We start from the raw sequence: 13,801 nt of genomic DNA, 5'->3' as shown, positions 1-13,801 counted from the left end.
CTAGACAGTTGCAAAGCAAATTTGTGCGATGCGGCAGCGACCGCGCCGCTTCGTTCGAGAGACAGGTACGGGATGCGGCTGATCGCCGAAAATCTGGGCGGCGAGCGCGGTGGCGCGGCGGTGTTCTCCGGCATCGGGTTTGGGTTGGAAACGGGGCAGGCGCTGGTCGTCACCGGGCCGAACGGTTCGGGCAAATCGACCTTGCTCAGGGTGGTCGCCGGGCTGCTGCCGAAAGCCGAAGGTCGTGTGCTGCTCGAAGGCGGCGGCGAGGAATTCCCCTCTATCGCCTCCGCCTGCCACTATCTCGGCCACCAGAATGCGATGAAGACGGCGCTGAGCGTGACGGAGAATTTGCGTTTCTGGCGGGAGTTCCATGGCGAAGGCCGGCTCGATGTCGAGGAGGCGCTGGAAACAGTCGGGCTGGGCGGCATCGGCCATCTGCCGTTCGGCTATCTCTCGACCGGACAAAGGCGTCGCGCGGCGATCGCGAAACTTTTGGTCAGCCACCGGCCGGTGTGGCTGCTGGATGAGCCGACGGCAGGGCTGGACAAGGCTTCGGAGGCGCGGCTTGCCGGGTTGATGGCGGCGCATTGCGCGGATGGCGGGATGATTGTGGCGGCAACGCATTTGCCGCTGGGATTGGAGGGGGCGAAGGCGTTGGCGATGGGGGAGGCCGGATAATGCAGGCCGAACGCCATCGTTGGAGAAAGTGTCGCAAAGCCGCAGAGGCGTCGTGCCCATGCTAGCCCTCCTCCTCCGCGACATCCGCCTCTCGATCCGCGCCGGCGGCGGCGCGCTGACCGGCGTCATCTTCTTCCTGGCCGTCATCGCCACCATCCCCTTCGGGGTCGGTCCTGACCTCAAGCTTTTGGCCCGCATCGGCCCGGCGATCCTGTGGATCGGGGCCTTGCTTGCCTGCCTGCTCGGGCTCGACCGGCTGTTCCAGGCTGACCGCGAGGACGGCTCGCTCGATCAGCTGGTGCTCGGCAACGACCGGCACATGCTGGCGCTGACGGTGCTGGTAAAATGTGTGGCGCACTGGGCGGGAAGCGTGTTGCCGCTGGTGGTCGCCGCGCCCCTGCTCGGCCTGTTCATGAACATGGAGCCGTTGGCCATCGGCGCCACGGCGCTGACGCTTCTGGTCGGCACGCCGGCGATCACTTTCATCGGTGCCGTGGGCGCCGCGGTGGCGGTGGCGCTGCCGCGTGGCGGGCTCCTGATTTCGGTGCTGGTGCTGCCGCTGACCATCCCGGTGCTGATCTTCGGCGTTTCGGCGAGCTATGGCGCGACGGCCAATCCGGATCCGTTCCTGCAGCCCTTCCTCATTCTTGCCGCGCTGACCTTGTTTCTTGCGGTGCTGGGCCCCGTGGCCGCGGCGCTTGCATTGCGTCATGGTACGGATTGATGCGGCTACGAACGGTAGAGACTGCGGCGCGGCGGCCGATTGCGCGGCCCGTGGCGCGAGGCTAAGGGAAGGCATGATCGAGCGCAGCGAACGGACCGGGTTGGCGGGCGGCATGCCAGGGAGGCGGCCGGCATGAGCCCGCACGCCCTCTACGTCACCGCCGCCTATGCCATCACCGCAGTGGTGCTGGCCGGACTGATCGGCTGGATTCTTATCGACCAGCGGGCACGCAAGCGCGAACTCGCCGAACTCGAGGCGGCCGGCGTGCGCCGCCGTTCCGACAAGACCAGGGCGGGAAAGCCGTGAGCAGCGAAATCGAAACGCCGCCGCCGGCCCGTCGCCGCCTGTTTGTATTCTTGCCGCTGCTGGTCTTCCTCGGCCTGGCCGGACTGTTCCTGTCGCAGCTCTTGTCTGGACGCGATGCCTCGGAAGTGCCGTCGGCTTTGATCGGCCTGCCGGCACCGCAAACCAACCTGCCGCCCCTCGAGGGCAGCAATCTGCCGGGGCTCGATTCGAAGGCCTTCGCCGGCAAGGTCACGCTGGTCAACGTCTTTGCATCGTGGTGCGGCCCATGCCGGGAAGAGCACCCGGTGCTTCTGGCGTTGGCGCAGGACAAGCGGTTCACGATGGCGGCGCTGAATTACAAGGACCGGCCGGAAAACGCCCGCCGCTTCCTCGGCGACCTCGGCAATCCGTTCCAGGCGATCGGCGTCGACGAAGCCGGCCGCACCGCGATCGATTGGGGCGTCTATGGCGTGCCGGAAACCTTCGTCATCGGCAAGGATGGCAAAATAGCCTACAAGCATGTCGGCCCGCTGACGGCGGAATCCGCCAAGGAGCTTCTGCTGCCGCAGATCGACAAGGCGCTCGCGGCGCCCGGTTGATGCAGCGGCGCCCCCTCATCCGGCCGCTACGCGGCCACCTTCTCCCCGAGGGGAGAAGAGACAGGGGCGTTGATGCAAGTTAGCTCCTCTCCCCTTGGAGAGAGGTCGGATTGCCCGAATTGCTTTTTCAATTCGGTTTGGTAATCCGGGTGAGGGGGCGGTGCCCCGCCTCCGTCTGAAAAGCTCAGCCGTAGATCTGCTTGTGGATCTGGTAGAGCATTTCCGAGCGATCGGCGCGCATGTCGGCCAGATCGCGGCTGGAGAAGCTGTCGATTTCGGCGACGAGGCGGTTGTAGTGCTTGCGCTTGGCGATGCTGCTGCGAGCGCGGGTCATGAGATCGTTGAAGATCATAGCAAGGTTCCTTCTGTGCCGCATTCTCGCGGCTGGTTCTTCCTCCCTTGATCGATACGGAACATGACATAGTAATGGTGCATTGCAAAAAGAAGATGTTGCAATGCACCATTGCACACAGCGCATAGCCGGTTAATGGCGTCCTACGGCACGTCCTGCCCGTTTTGTCTTACAAATTGCTGATAGCCCGTCTTGCCAGATCGGTCGCGGGCTGGCTTGATCCGGCGTCACGTGATGCCGGGAGGAAATGCATGGCGGCCGCAGACTACTACGAAATTCTCGATCCGCGTTTCGCGCGCCTGTTCAACGGCAGCGCGCAAGTGGAGAAACTGTTCACCGGCTGCCGCTGGGCGGAAGGGCCGGCCTGGTTCGCCGCCGGCCGCTATGTCGTGTGGTCCGACATTCCGAACAACCGCATGCTGCGCTTTGACGAGACGGACGGCAGCGTCAGCGTGTTCCGCCAGCCGTCGGGCAACTCCAACGGCAACACCGTCGACCGGCAGGGCCGGCTGGTCACCTGCGAGCATTCGGGCCGCCGCATCAGCCGCACCGAGCATGACGGCTCGGTCACCACCGTCGCCGCCAAATGGAAGGGCAAAAGGCTGAACTCGCCCAACGATGCGGTGGTGAAGTCCGACGGCTCGATCTGGTTCACCGACCCGACCTATGGCATCGACACCGACTATGAGGGTGACAAGGCCGACAGCGAGATCGGCGCCTGCCATGTCTACCGCGTCGATCCCGACAGTGGTGAGGTCGAAGCCGTGATCACCGATATGGTCAGGCCGAACGGGCTTGCCTTCTCGCTCGATGAAAGCCTGCTCTATGTCGTCGACACCGGCCGCACGCATGGCGCGCAGAATCCGGCGCATATGCGGGTGTTCAATGTCGGCAAGTACGGCAAGAAGGTTTCGGGCGGCAAGGTGTTCGCCGACTGCACCGCCGGCCTGTTCGATGGCTTTCGGCTCGATGCCGACGGGCGTATCTGGACCAGCGCCTTCGACGGCATCCATTGCTACGATCCGGACGGCACGCTGATCGGCAAGGTCAAGGTGCCCGAGGTGACCGCCAATTGCGTGTTCGGCGGCGCCAAGCTGAACTGCCTCTACATCGCCGGCACCACCTCGCTTTATTCGGTGCGGCTGATGGTGAATGGGGCCAAGTCGTACTGATCAGGAATGAAGGGGAGGACGTCATGCCATTCGTCAACATCCGCATCGTCAAGGAAGTGATCGCCGCCGATCCGGCAGGCAAGAAGGCTGACATCGCCAGGAAAGTCACGGCGGCGATCATGGACGCCACCGGACTTGGCAATGACGATATCTGGGTGGTCTTCGAGGAAGTCAACGCCCGCGACTGGTATGTCGGCAAGACCGATGTCGAGACATTGCGGGCGAAGGGCTAGGTCAAAGACGCGGCGACCGCCGCCAATTGCGGACGTTAGAAATTGGCCGAAGCCTCTCTCTTTCCTTCGTCATCCTAGGGTCTGCGCCGCGTCGCTTCGCTCCTTGCTTCGCCCTAGATGACGAAGGCGTGGTGGTCGTCGCTCAACGCGAGCGAATGAAATCCGCGAAGGCAGCCAGCGCGTCGCGCATGGCCAGCACGTTCGCCGGCTCCCTCAGAATGCTCGCCACCTCCGGCGGCTTCTTGCCGAGCAGGGCAATCTCCGGTCCGCCATCATAAAGCGCGAACGACATGGTGCGCATGATCTCGGCCAAAGCCGCGCGGGCATAGAGCGAACGCGGCGAGGCGTGCGCGAGCATGGCCGGCTTGGCAACGGCGGCGTCGCGCGAGACCAGCCAGTCGAGCGCGTTCTTCAGTCCGCCCGGCACGCCATGGGCATATTCGGGGCAGGAGACGATGATGCCGTCGGCGCCGGTGACGGCGTCGATCAGATCGGAAGCATCGCGTGGCGTCCGCTCACCCTCATCGTCGGGGTTGAAGATCGGCAGGCGGCCAAGTCCGTCATAGACGGTGACGCGACAGCCCTCGGGCGCGTTCAACGCCAACGCCGCGACCAGGGCCGAATTGGTGGAGGCCGCCCGCAGGCTGCCTGAGATGGCAAGAAGATTGAGCAAGATGGACAGGTCCGGACGAATCGTGGCCGAAAACCCTACCACATCGTCTGCTTGTACTCGTCGTCCAGCCAACGGTCGGTCGCCTCGGCCGAATCGGCCAATGCCAGTTGGTCGCGCAGGATCTGGCCGAGCGTCGGCAGCGTCGCGCGGTCGTACCAGCTCTCCGGCTTCCACAAATCGGAGCGCATGAAGGCCTTGGCGCAATGCATGTAGGCGGCCTTGAGGGCGACCACGATAACGCTTTGCGGCGCCTTGCCGTCGACCGCGAGGCGCCCGCGCAAAGTGGCATCCACGGTGATACGGGCTTCGCCGTTGACGCGCAGCGTCTCGTTCATGCCCGGTATGAGGAAGAGCAGCCCGACCGAGGGATTGCGCAGGATGTTCTCCAGCGTATCCAGCCGGTTGTTGCCGGGCCGGTCGGGGATGGCGATCGTCTTCTCGTCGAGAATGGCGGTGAAGCCGGGCTTGTCGCCTTTCGGGGTGACGTCGGCATTGCCATCGCCATCGGACGACCCGATCAGCACGAACGGGCTCTTGCCGATGAAGGAGCGGCAATGGCCGTCGAGCGCCTTCAATTCCTTGCGGATCGAGCCATCGGTCGGGCGCGGGGTCTTGTAGATCGTCCGCAGCTCTTCCCGGGTGGTGACGAATTCCATGGCTCTCCCCTTTAGTCCCTGCCTTATTTGCCGGCTTTCTCTTCCCCGCCGGCCTTGTCGTCGAGCGAATGGCGCAGGATCAGCGGCATCTGGCTGAAGGTGAACAGAAGCGTGATCGGCATGATGCCCCAGACCTTGAAGGTAACCCAGGCGTCGGTGGAAAAATTGCGCCAGACAACTTCGTTGACGACGGCCAGGAACAGGAAGAACAGGCCCCAGCGGAAGGTGAGCTTGCGCCAGCCTTCGGCATCGAGTTTGAAGGCGGACTCGAAGACATAGCCAAGCAGCGAGCGGCCGAAGTACAGGCCGCCGAGCAGCACGCCGCCGAACAGCGTGTTGACGATGGTCGGCTTCATCTTGATGAAGATGTCGTCCTGCAGATAGAGCGTCAGCGCGCCGAAGATGAAGACGACGACGCCCGACACCATAGGCATGATCGGCAAGGTGCGGGTGAGCAGCCATGAGGCGATCAACGCGATCGCGGTCGCGGCCATGAACAGGCCGGTGGCGACGAAGATCGGGCCGCCGAATTCAGCCAAAACGGGTAATTTCTGCGTCAGCCACTCGCCGCGCGCATTGGCGAAGAAGAACACCATCAAGGGCCCGAGCTCCAGCACCAGCTTGAGCACGGGATTGACGCCTTCCTTCTTCTCTTTCTGCGGGTCGGACGGATCGCGTTCGAGAATGGGTGGGTTCATGGTATCCTTCTAACGCACGATCCGATCCGGAAGCCGGCATCGTGCTTGTTCAAGCCACGCCAGCGATCGCCCTGGCGAATTCGCTTGCCGAGAAAGGTTCGAGGTCGTCGACCTGTTCGCCGACACCGATGAAATAGACCGGCAATCTGTGCTTTGCCGCGATCGCCACCAGAATACCGCCGCGCGCCGTGCCGTCCAGCTTGGTCATCACCAGGCCGTTGACGCCGGCGACATTGCGGAAGATCTCAACCTGGTTGAGCGCGTTCTGGCCGGTGGTGGCGTCGACCGTCTGCAGCACCGTGTGCGGCGCATCCGGATCGAGCTTGCCCAGCACGCGGACGATCTTTTCCAGCTCGGCCATCAGTTCGGTCTTGTTCTGCAGCCGGCCGGCGGTGTCGATGATCAGCACGTCCGAACCTGCCTCCTTAGCCCTCTCGAAGGCGTCGTAGGCGAGACCGGCGGCATCGGCGCCGAGCTTGGAGGCAATGACGGGCGATTTCGTGCGTTCGCCCCAGATCTTCAGCTGTTCGATGGCGGCGGCGCGAAACGTGTCGCCGGCGGCCAGCATCACCGACAGGCCGCCATCGGTCAGCTTGGCGGCGAGCTTGCCGATCGTCGTCGTCTTTCCGGTGCCGTTGACGCCGACGACCAGGATGACATGCGGCTTGTGCGAAAGGTCGAGCTCGAGCGGTTTCGCGACCGGGGCGAGCACCTTCTCCACCTCGGCCGCCATGACCGTGCGCACCTCTGTATCGGAGACGTCCTTGCCGTAGCGGCTGGAGGCCAGTGAATCAGTGACGCGCAGCGCCGTTTCCACGCCAAGATCGGCGCGGATCAGCACGTCCTCCAGGTCCTGCAGCGTCTCCTCGTCCAGCTTGCGCTTGGTGAAGACGCCGGCAATGTTGCCGGTCAGCTCGCGCGATGACCGGGCAAGCCCGTCCCGCATGCGCTGGAACCAGGATCGCCTCGGCGCCGGCTCGGGCGCCTTCCGCGGCTCGGCCTTCTGCTCGACCTTCCTGGCAACCGTCACCTTGCCGGGCGCGGGTTTTGCCTCCGGGGCGAGTTGCGGAACCGATTGAGGCTCGGGCGCGATCTCGGCGATGACCGGTTGTGTTTCGATCGGCGCCGGCTGGCGGATGGGTGGCGCGATTTCCGCTGGTGGAATGCCTGGCTCGGTTTCGGCCGCTGGCGGTGGAAGAACCTCTTCCTTCTCTTCATCACCATACGGGGAGAAGGTGCCGGCAGGCGGATGAGGGGCAGCGCCGGCCTCTGAAACTGGCTGCTCGACGCCGGCCGACGGAGGCACTTCAACCGACGCCGCCGGTGGCACCTCGACCGGTGCGGGCACCTCGGCCGGCACTTCCACGGGCGGCGTCGGCACTTCGACGGGCGCGGGTTCCGGTTGCCTCTCGGGACGCGAGGGAACGATCTCCGGCTCGGATGGCGCGGGCGGGGGCACCTCTTGCGGCCGCGGTTCGGGCGTTGGCTCCGGAACGGCGGGCCGCGCCGGAATTTCCCCCGGGGCAGGCGGCTCGGCAGGGGTTTCCGGAGCAGGCCTTGGCACTTCCGCGGGCTTGGGTTTAGGCAAAGGCTCCGGGGTCGACGGAACGATCGGCTCCGGCGCGGGCGGAATGATCGGGGCAGGCTCCGGTGTTGGTTCCTCGGCGGGCGCTGGCCTTACCTCCTCCTCCTCAACGGGAGGACGGGGCGCGGCCGCCGGCGCGGCTTCCGCCGCAGGCTCCTCGCGCTTCAAAAACTCCGGCAGGGCCTGCTCGGCCGCCGGCTTCAGCGCGTCGAGCTGGTCCCAATTGATCGGCGGCAGCGGGGCGGTCTCGTCGATCCGCTCCTCGACGACCTCCTTCTTGCCGAACGAAAATATCTTCTTGAAAAAACCAGCCATGCTTTTGCGTTCTCAGGCGGCGTGGGCGGCAAGCGGCGTCGCCATCAGCCGAGCGCCATCGTGGCCGGTTATATCAGCTTCGACGATCTCTCCCGGCGCGCCGGTGCCGAGTGCTGCAAGCGTGAACCCTTCGGTGCGGCCAAGACCGTCGCGCTCGATCAGGATCGACTGGCGGCTGCCGGCAAGCGAAGACAGGTGCCTGACATAGGCCGCTTCGCCGGCGGCGCGCAGCCGGGCGGCGCGCTGCTTGACCAGCTCGCGGCGAACCTGCGGCATGCGCGCGGCGGGTGTGCCTTCGCGCGGTGAAAACGGAAAGACGTGGAGATGGGTCAGGCCGCATTCCTCGACGATCTCCAGCGAATTCTCGAACATGGCGTCGGTCTCGGTCGGGAAGCCCGCGATGATGTCGGCGCCGAAAACAATACCCGGACGCAGCTTGCGCACATCCTCGCAAAAGCGGATCGACTGCTCGCGCAGATGCCGGCGCTTCATGCGCTTCAGGATCATGTCGTCACCCGACTGCAGCGACAGATGCAGATGCGGCATCAGCCGCGGCTCGGTGGCGATGGCGTCGAGCAAGTCCTCGTCGGCCTCGATCGAATCGATGGAGGACAGCCTGAGCCGCCTCACGTCGGGCACCTGCCTGAGGATGGTCTTCACAAGCTTGCCGAGCTTCGGCGCACCCGGCAAGTCGGCTCCGAAAGAAGTCATGTCGACGCCGGTCAGCACGATCTCGGCATAACCGTTGCCCGCCAGCCGCTTGACCTGCTCGACCACGGCGCCCATCGGCACCGAGCGCGAATTGCCGCGGCCATAGGGGATTATGCAGAAGGTGCAGCGATGGTCGCAGCCGTTCTGCACCTGCACGAAGGCACGTGCCCGGCCCTCGATGGCGTCGACCATGTGGCCTGCGGTCTCGCGCACCGAGAAGATGTCGTTGACGCGCGCCTTCTCGGTGTCGTTGACGCCGAAATCGGGCAGCGCGCGATAGGAGTTGGCCTTGAGCTTCTCCTCATTGCCAAGCACGAGATCGACCTCGTCCATGGCGGCGAATTTTTCGGGCTCGGTCTGCGCGGCGCAGCCGGTGACGATGATGCGCGCGGCCGGGTTGTCGCGGCGCGCCTTGCGGATCGCCTGCCTGGCTTGGCGCACCGCTTCGCCGGTGACGGCGCAGGTGTTGAAGATCACGGCGCCACCTGCCAGCGCGGCGAGGCCGGCAGTTTCGGCCTCGCGCCGCATCACTTCGGACTCATAGGTGTTGAGGCGGCAGCCGAAGGTCACCACGTCGATGCGGCCGGGCTGCTTCGCCACGTCGACGTCTTTGGCAAGAGCGGACATCAGGCCCCGCTTTCGGTATCGCGGGCCCATTGTCCGGTCGACGGATCGAAGCTGCCGGAAAATTCCCATTCGGCCGCGCCGGTCAGGATGACGTGGTCGTCATCGCGCCACTCGACCTGCAGCGTGCCGCCGCCGGGGGTCAAAAGGTTGACGCTGCGGCCGGTGCGCCTGGTGCGGGCCGCTGCAACGACAGCCGCGCAGGAGGCGGTGCCGCAAGCCTTGGTCAGGCCGGCGCCGCGCTCCCAGGTGCGGATGATCATGCTGTCGGGTGAGGTCACCTGCGCGATGGTTATGTTGGCGCGCTCGGGAAAGATCGGATGATTTTCCAGCAGCGGGCCGAAACGGTCGAGTTCATAAGTCCAGACGTCGGCGTCGACCCAGAAGATGGCGTGCGGATTGCCCATCGAGACGGCGGAGGGCGAATGCAGCACCGGCGCGTCGATCGGGCCGACCTGCAATTCGATCATACGGGTGTCGCGGAACTCCTCGGCCAGCGGAATATCCCGCCAGCCGAAGCGCGGCGTGCCCATGTCGACCGAGATCGAGCCGTCGGCATGTTCGCGGGCATTGAGGACGCCGGCCACGGTCTCGAAGGTGAAGGTCTTCTCGCCGGTCTCGGCGGCCAGTGCCTGGACAACGCAGCGCATGCCGTTGCCGCAAGCCTGCGCGCCGGACCCGTCTGAATTCAGGATGTCGACGAAATAGGCGGTGCCCGGCGTCCTGGCGTCATGGATCGCCATGATTTGGTCGAACCCCGTCGCCGCGTCGCCATTGAGCGCGATGGCAGCCGCGGCCGTCACCCGATCCGCACGGCCGCGCATGTCGGCAACGATGATCTCGTTGCCGATGCCGTTCATCTTGGCGAAAGGGGCCGTGCCTGCCATTGCTCCGAAAATTCCATGTCCGTTCGGCGCTATATGGCGGAAACGGGCAGGAATTACCAGTGCGCAGCCGCGTTCACGGCGAAGGCGCCGGACCGACATCACGGCGAAGGCCCCGGATCACGGCGAAGCCGGACTTACGTCACCGCGAAGACCCCGAACAAGATCAACAGGAAGATGATGAGCACGATGCCGATGAGAATACGCGCGCCGGTGGCGGCGGCGCCGGCCAGCGCCGGCATGCCGAGCAGGCTCGCCGCGGCGGCGATGATCAGGAGAATGATGATCCATCTAAGCATGGGAACGCCTCGCAAGCCGAACACATTGAAACCGGTTGAAAAACGCGGTTGTCGAGCTTGGGTTCCCGAGGCTATCAAATCCGGGGCACTTCCCAGACTTCGCCGGGCCGCAAGGCACGGAAATGCTCTCGCGGCAGGCCTTCGGCGTCCAGCGCTTCGACCAGTTTCCGGACCGGCTCGTCGAACGGCTCGTCGGTGAGCTGGAAGGTGCCCCAATGGCAGCCGGCGGCGAAGGCGGCGTTGCACAACAACATGCCCTGGACCGCTTCCTCGGGGTTCTGGTGCTGCGGCGCCATGAACCAGCGCGGCTCGTAGGCACCGATCGGCAGGATGGCGAAACGGAACCCGCCATGTTTTTCCGCCATCAGCCGGTAGTTGATGCCATCGTGGAAGCCGGTATCGCCGGCAAAATAGATCTTTCCGCCCGGCGTCTCGATGACGAAGCCGGCCCACAATGCCATGCGCCGGTCGCGCGCCCCGCGCGCCGACCAGTGATGCGCGGGCTCGACGTGGATGGCGGTGCCTTCGCCGGCATCTACCCTGTCGCCCCAGTCATGCGCGGAAAGCCGCATGCCGGGCACGGCGGCGGCGATGATGGCATCGTTACCGAGCGGCGTCACCACCAGCGGATCGTGCGTCTCCTTCAACTGCCTCAGCGTGGCAAGGTCGAGATGGTCGTAATGGTTGTGGCTGACCAGCACGAGGTCGATCGCCGGCAGATCGCCAAAAGCGATACCCGGCGGATTGACGCGTCTGGGTCCCACAAAGGACAACGGCGAGGTGCGTCGCGACCAGACCGGATCGGTGAGGATGTTCAGCCCGGCGGTCTGGATCAGCAAGGTGGCATGGCCGACCATGGTCACGGTCAGATCGGCGCCTTGAACCGTTGCGACCGGCTTTGCCTGCGCAAAGGGGCTCGGGCTGGCAGCCGGCCATTTCGCGCGTTGGCCGCTGAACTGCCATTTCAACAGGTCCGTGAAGGGGCCGGGCATCCGGCCGCCGGGATTGAAGAACAGGGTGCCGTCGAAATGATCGCTGGGCGGGCCGCTGTAGTAGCGGTTGGCGGCTTTCTGTCTCGCGGCCAAGGTCTGCGCTCCAGCGGGTTTCGGTGAACTCTTTTTTCACGCACTCCCTGGGGAAAGCGCTACGCATTTTTCCCGGGAAAACCGCTTTTCCTGGAACTGCTCACATCTAGACATAAGCCCCGCCGCGGCTGGCGCAAGCGTTTGCCGGCCGAAGGCCAAGGGCGGCGAAGCGGTCTCGGCTAGGATCAGATCAGGAGGAAGACGCCATGGCGATGAAGCGGACCAAGACGCCCTGGATGAAAGCCGAGGATTTTGGCCGTTCGCTGCCGCGCGGCATCGGCGTCAATCTGCTGGTATCGGACATGGCGGCGATGGCAGCCTTCTGCCGCGACGTGCTTGGCGCCCGCATCGTCTATGCTGACGAGGATTTCGCCGCGATCGAGCTTCTGGGGTCGGTGTTCATGCTGCATGCCGACCATTCCTATCTCGACAATCCGATGACGGGCTCCATTACGGGCGCCGAGACGCGCGGCGCCGGCATCGAACTGCGCCTTTATGGCGCCGATCCCGACGCGGTCGAGGCGGCGGCGCTGGACCATGGCCACATCGTGCTGGCCGGCGCGATCGACAAACCGCATGGTCTGCGCGAGTGCTATATCGTTGGACCGGACGGATATGTGTTCGTGCCGAGCGCGCCGCTCGCCGGATGAGTGCGATAAATTTGCAACAATTCGTTCCGCAAACCCTATTTTAACCATATCGGGTTGAAATTTCGCCACCTTCTCCATCTTGGTGGAGGTGAGATTGCGCGGACGGCGTCCCCCCAGCCGAATCCGACGGAGGTTGTAATGAATTTTTCGAAAGGCGGCCTAGTGGCCGTATCCCTGGCGGCCCTCGTTGCGAGCGGCTGCTCAACCTCACGCTTCTCGTCGATGGACGACCAGCAACCAGCACCGTTGCAGCCGGCGCCTGCCGGCCAGGTGAGCTCGAATCAGCTGCCGCCGCCGGCCTCGCCCGGCACCACCGACCCGTCGCAATTCCCGACCGCGCCGGCGAACACGCAGGTTGCCTCGCTGCCGCCGGATGGTGCGGCGCCGGCAGGCGCCGCGGATCTCAACGCGGCAAGCGTCGCCGGTGTCTGGAACGTCAGCGTCTCCGGCCAGAGCTGCAAGGTGGCGACGCCGCAGACCAAGTTCGGCGCCGGCTTCCGCGCCGGACCGCTGCATTGCCCGGCGCCGATCGATGGCATCAAGTCGTGGAACGTCGCCGGCAAGCAGCTGACGCTTTATGACGAGAACGGCGGCTCGCTGGCGCGGCTCTATTCGTCGGGCGGTTCGAAATTCGACGGCCAGACTTCCAATGGGCAGCCGATCTCGCTTACAAGATAGGCTAGGGTATGCTGATATTCAGCTGATGCCGGCCCTGCGAATGGCGGCTCGGCCTGACCCGAATCCCAACATGCGCCCTCTCGCTCTCTCTTGGGCGTCCTGCTTTGAACAACGACGTGACCGATGCATCTGCGTGACGGCCTCCAAACCCATGCGACCGTCAGGCAACGCTACGATCATCTGGTGGAAACCGGCGCGATCGGACGCGATGCCGCGCAGGAAGGGATCGCCGCCGCGCTCGACCGGCTGACCGTGGAGATCTCGGCCAAGCGGCTGGCGCACAAGTCAAGTGCGCTGGGCTGGCTCTTTGCCCGCAAGCGCGAGACGCATGAGGCGGTCAAGGGCCTCTACATCCATGGCGGCGTCGGCCGCGGCAAGACCATGCTGATGGACATGTTCTTCGAGCTCTTGCCGGTCAGGCGCAAGCGCCGCGTCCATTTCAACGACTTCATGGCCGACGTTCAGGACCGCATCCAGAAGCACCGGCAGGCGCGCAAGGAGGGCACGGCCAGGGAAGACGATCCGATCCCGCCGGTGGCCAAGGCGCTCGCCGAGCAGGCCTGGGTGCTGTGCTTCGACGAGTTTTCGGTCACCGACATCGCCGACGCCATGATCCTGTCCAGACTGTTCTCGGCGCTGTTCGCCAATGGGGTCGTGCTGGTCGCCACCTCGAACGTGGCGCCGCAAAACCTTTACCGTGACGGGTTGAACCGCCAGCTTTTCCTGCCGTTCATCGCCATATTGGAACGCCACACGCAGGTGCTGTCGCTGGACAGCGACAAGGACTACCGGCTGGAAAAGCTCGCCCGCACGCCAGTCTATGTCACGCCTGCGGATGCGGCGGCCGACCAGGCGCTCGACGAGGCCTGGCAGGCGATGACGCGCGGGGCGGCGACG

18 protein-coding genes are annotated in these 13,801 nt (G+C 64.9%); 9 read left to right on the top strand and 9 right to left on the bottom strand.

The genetic code is table 11. The features are described from left to right. The first annotated feature begins 72 nt into the window (after nucleotides 1–72). The 4 genes from ccmA (at nucleotide 73) to O7A61_RS18380 (ending at nucleotide 2,289) form a co-directional block, all read left to right on the top strand. Nucleotides 73–681, top strand: a complete 609-nt coding sequence (gene ccmA, locus O7A61_RS18395) for a heme ABC exporter ATP-binding protein CcmA (RefSeq protein ID WP_337131017.1) — start codon at nucleotides 73–75, stop codon at nucleotides 679–681. Nucleotides 682–739: 58 nt separating this feature from the next. Next, nucleotides 740–1,405, top strand: coding sequence for a heme exporter protein CcmB (gene ccmB / locus O7A61_RS18390; protein WP_337131015.1), 666 nt, complete (start codon nucleotides 740–742; stop codon nucleotides 1,403–1,405). Nucleotides 1,406–1,537: 132 nt separating this feature from the next. Continuing rightward, complete coding sequence (gene ccmD, locus O7A61_RS18385; protein ID WP_337131013.1) at nucleotides 1,538–1,711, top strand: heme exporter protein CcmD; 174 nt, start codon at nucleotides 1,538–1,540, stop codon at nucleotides 1,709–1,711. Then, the gene (locus O7A61_RS18380; protein ID WP_337131011.1) at nucleotides 1,708–2,289 is read left to right on the top strand and encodes a DsbE family thiol:disulfide interchange protein; all 582 of its coding nucleotides are present in this window, start codon (nucleotides 1,708–1,710) and stop codon (nucleotides 2,287–2,289) included. Before ccmD ends, O7A61_RS18380 begins: the two co-directional genes overlap by 4 nt. 184 nt (nucleotides 2,290–2,473) lie before the next feature. Here the strand turns inward: O7A61_RS18380 and O7A61_RS18375 are convergent, their stop codons facing one another. Then, nucleotides 2,474–2,641: a hypothetical protein gene (locus tag O7A61_RS18375; RefSeq protein WP_023774506.1), complete on the bottom strand. Its 168-nt coding sequence runs from the start codon at nucleotides 2,639–2,641 to the stop codon at nucleotides 2,474–2,476. 251 nt (nucleotides 2,642–2,892) lie between these two features. Here O7A61_RS18375 and O7A61_RS18370 point away from each other — a divergent pair, with 251 nt between their 5' ends. Together O7A61_RS18370 and O7A61_RS18365 are read left to right on the top strand one after the other, a co-directional pair. Next, the gene (locus O7A61_RS18370) at nucleotides 2,893–3,813 is read left to right on the top strand and encodes an SMP-30/gluconolactonase/LRE family protein (RefSeq protein ID WP_337131009.1); all 921 of its coding nucleotides are present in this window, start codon (nucleotides 2,893–2,895) and stop codon (nucleotides 3,811–3,813) included. A gap of 23 nt (nucleotides 3,814–3,836) precedes the next feature. Next, nucleotides 3,837–4,046 (top strand): tautomerase family protein, encoded by a 210-nt coding sequence (locus O7A61_RS18365; protein WP_027145571.1) that lies wholly within the window; start codon nucleotides 3,837–3,839, stop codon nucleotides 4,044–4,046. Nucleotides 4,047–4,188: 142 nt separating this feature from the next. Here the strand turns inward: O7A61_RS18365 and O7A61_RS18360 are convergent, their stop codons facing one another. The 8 genes from O7A61_RS18360 to O7A61_RS18325 all read right to left on the bottom strand — a co-directional run bounded on the left by O7A61_RS18360 (nucleotide 4,189) and on the right by O7A61_RS18325 (nucleotide 11,576). After that, nucleotides 4,189–4,719, bottom strand: coding sequence for an NADPH-dependent FMN reductase (locus O7A61_RS18360; protein ID WP_337131007.1), 531 nt, complete (start codon nucleotides 4,717–4,719; stop codon nucleotides 4,189–4,191). 35 nt (nucleotides 4,720–4,754) lie between these two features. Beyond that, on the bottom strand, nucleotides 4,755–5,375 hold the full coding sequence (locus O7A61_RS18355; protein WP_337131005.1) for a pyridoxamine 5'-phosphate oxidase family protein: 621 nt from the start codon (nucleotides 5,373–5,375) through the stop codon (nucleotides 4,755–4,757). A 23-nt stretch (nucleotides 5,376–5,398) separates the two neighbouring features. Then, complete coding sequence (locus O7A61_RS18350) at nucleotides 5,399–6,073, bottom strand: septation protein A (protein WP_140510351.1); 675 nt, start codon at nucleotides 6,071–6,073, stop codon at nucleotides 5,399–5,401. A gap of 49 nt (nucleotides 6,074–6,122) precedes the next feature. Continuing rightward, nucleotides 6,123–7,973: a signal recognition particle-docking protein FtsY gene (gene ftsY / locus O7A61_RS18345; protein ID WP_337131002.1), complete on the bottom strand. Its 1,851-nt coding sequence runs from the start codon at nucleotides 7,971–7,973 to the stop codon at nucleotides 6,123–6,125. Nucleotides 7,974–7,985: 12 nt separating this feature from the next. After that, nucleotides 7,986–9,311 carry a tRNA (N(6)-L-threonylcarbamoyladenosine(37)-C(2))-methylthiotransferase MtaB gene (gene mtaB, locus O7A61_RS18340; RefSeq protein WP_337131000.1) on the bottom strand — a complete coding sequence of 442 codons (1,326 nt, stop codon included), beginning with the start codon at nucleotides 9,309–9,311 and terminating at the stop codon, nucleotides 7,986–7,988. Continuing rightward, nucleotides 9,311–10,195 (bottom strand): diaminopimelate epimerase, encoded by an 885-nt coding sequence (dapF, locus tag O7A61_RS18335; RefSeq protein WP_337130998.1) that lies wholly within the window; start codon nucleotides 10,193–10,195, stop codon nucleotides 9,311–9,313. Before dapF ends, mtaB begins: the two co-directional genes overlap by 1 nt. A gap of 134 nt (nucleotides 10,196–10,329) precedes the next feature. After that, nucleotides 10,330–10,491, bottom strand: a complete 162-nt coding sequence (locus O7A61_RS18330) for a DUF1328 family protein (RefSeq protein WP_013892243.1) — start codon at nucleotides 10,489–10,491, stop codon at nucleotides 10,330–10,332. A gap of 74 nt (nucleotides 10,492–10,565) precedes the next feature. Continuing rightward, nucleotides 10,566–11,576, bottom strand: coding sequence for an MBL fold metallo-hydrolase (locus tag O7A61_RS18325; protein ID WP_337130996.1), 1,011 nt, complete (start codon nucleotides 11,574–11,576; stop codon nucleotides 10,566–10,568). Between the two features lie 206 nt (nucleotides 11,577–11,782). On the opposite strand from O7A61_RS18325, the gene O7A61_RS18320 reads away from it, so the two are divergent. From O7A61_RS18320 to zapE, 3 genes are all read left to right on the top strand, one after another. Then, entirely contained in the window at nucleotides 11,783–12,226 is a 444-nt protein-coding gene (locus O7A61_RS18320) for a VOC family protein (RefSeq protein WP_337130994.1), read from the top strand. A 138-nt stretch (nucleotides 12,227–12,364) separates the two neighbouring features. Then, nucleotides 12,365–12,904, top strand: a complete 540-nt coding sequence (locus O7A61_RS18315; RefSeq protein ID WP_140510339.1) for a protease inhibitor Inh/omp19 family protein — start codon at nucleotides 12,365–12,367, stop codon at nucleotides 12,902–12,904. A 123-nt stretch (nucleotides 12,905–13,027) separates the two neighbouring features. Further along, a partial coding sequence (gene zapE, locus O7A61_RS18310) for a cell division protein ZapE (protein WP_337130992.1) occupies nucleotides 13,028–13,801 on the top strand: 774 nt, incomplete at its 3' end.

Source organism: Mesorhizobium sp. Cs1321R2N1 (assembly GCF_037179725.1).
Lineage (GTDB): Bacteria > Pseudomonadota > Alphaproteobacteria > Rhizobiales > Rhizobiaceae > Mesorhizobium > Mesorhizobium salmacidum.
The sequence above is the reverse complement of the archived record's forward strand: the minus strand, read 5'-3'. Positions and strand labels throughout refer to the sequence as shown.

Coding starts and splice junctions, on each gene's coding strand:
- O7A61_RS18330 (WP_013892243.1), bottom strand. CDS start 10,491: ATGCTTAGATGGATCATCATTCTCCTGATCATCGCCGCCGCGGCGAGC.
- ftsY (WP_337131002.1), bottom strand. CDS start 7,973: ATGGCTGGTTTTTTCAAGAAGATATTTTCGTTCGGCAAGAAGGAGGTC.
- ccmD (WP_337131013.1), top strand. CDS start 1,538: ATGAGCCCGCACGCCCTCTACGTCACCGCCGCCTATGCCATCACCGCA.
- O7A61_RS18315 (WP_140510339.1), top strand. CDS start 12,365: ATGAATTTTTCGAAAGGCGGCCTAGTGGCCGTATCCCTGGCGGCCCTC.
- O7A61_RS18320 (WP_337130994.1), top strand. CDS start 11,783: ATGGCGATGAAGCGGACCAAGACGCCCTGGATGAAAGCCGAGGATTTT.
- O7A61_RS18350 (WP_140510351.1), bottom strand. CDS start 6,073: ATGAACCCACCCATTCTCGAACGCGATCCGTCCGACCCGCAGAAAGAG.
- O7A61_RS18355 (WP_337131005.1), bottom strand. CDS start 5,375: ATGGAATTCGTCACCACCCGGGAAGAGCTGCGGACGATCTACAAGACC.
- O7A61_RS18365 (WP_027145571.1), top strand. CDS start 3,837: ATGCCATTCGTCAACATCCGCATCGTCAAGGAAGTGATCGCCGCCGAT.
- O7A61_RS18370 (WP_337131009.1), top strand. CDS start 2,893: ATGGCGGCCGCAGACTACTACGAAATTCTCGATCCGCGTTTCGCGCGC.
- dapF (WP_337130998.1), bottom strand. CDS start 10,195: ATGGCAGGCACGGCCCCTTTCGCCAAGATGAACGGCATCGGCAACGAG.
- ccmA (WP_337131017.1), top strand. CDS start 73: ATGCGGCTGATCGCCGAAAATCTGGGCGGCGAGCGCGGTGGCGCGGCG.
- O7A61_RS18375 (WP_023774506.1), bottom strand. CDS start 2,641: ATGATCTTCAACGATCTCATGACCCGCGCTCGCAGCAGCATCGCCAAG.
- mtaB (WP_337131000.1), bottom strand. CDS start 9,311: ATGTCCGCTCTTGCCAAAGACGTCGACGTGGCGAAGCAGCCCGGCCGC.
- ccmB (WP_337131015.1), top strand. CDS start 740: ATGCTAGCCCTCCTCCTCCGCGACATCCGCCTCTCGATCCGCGCCGGC.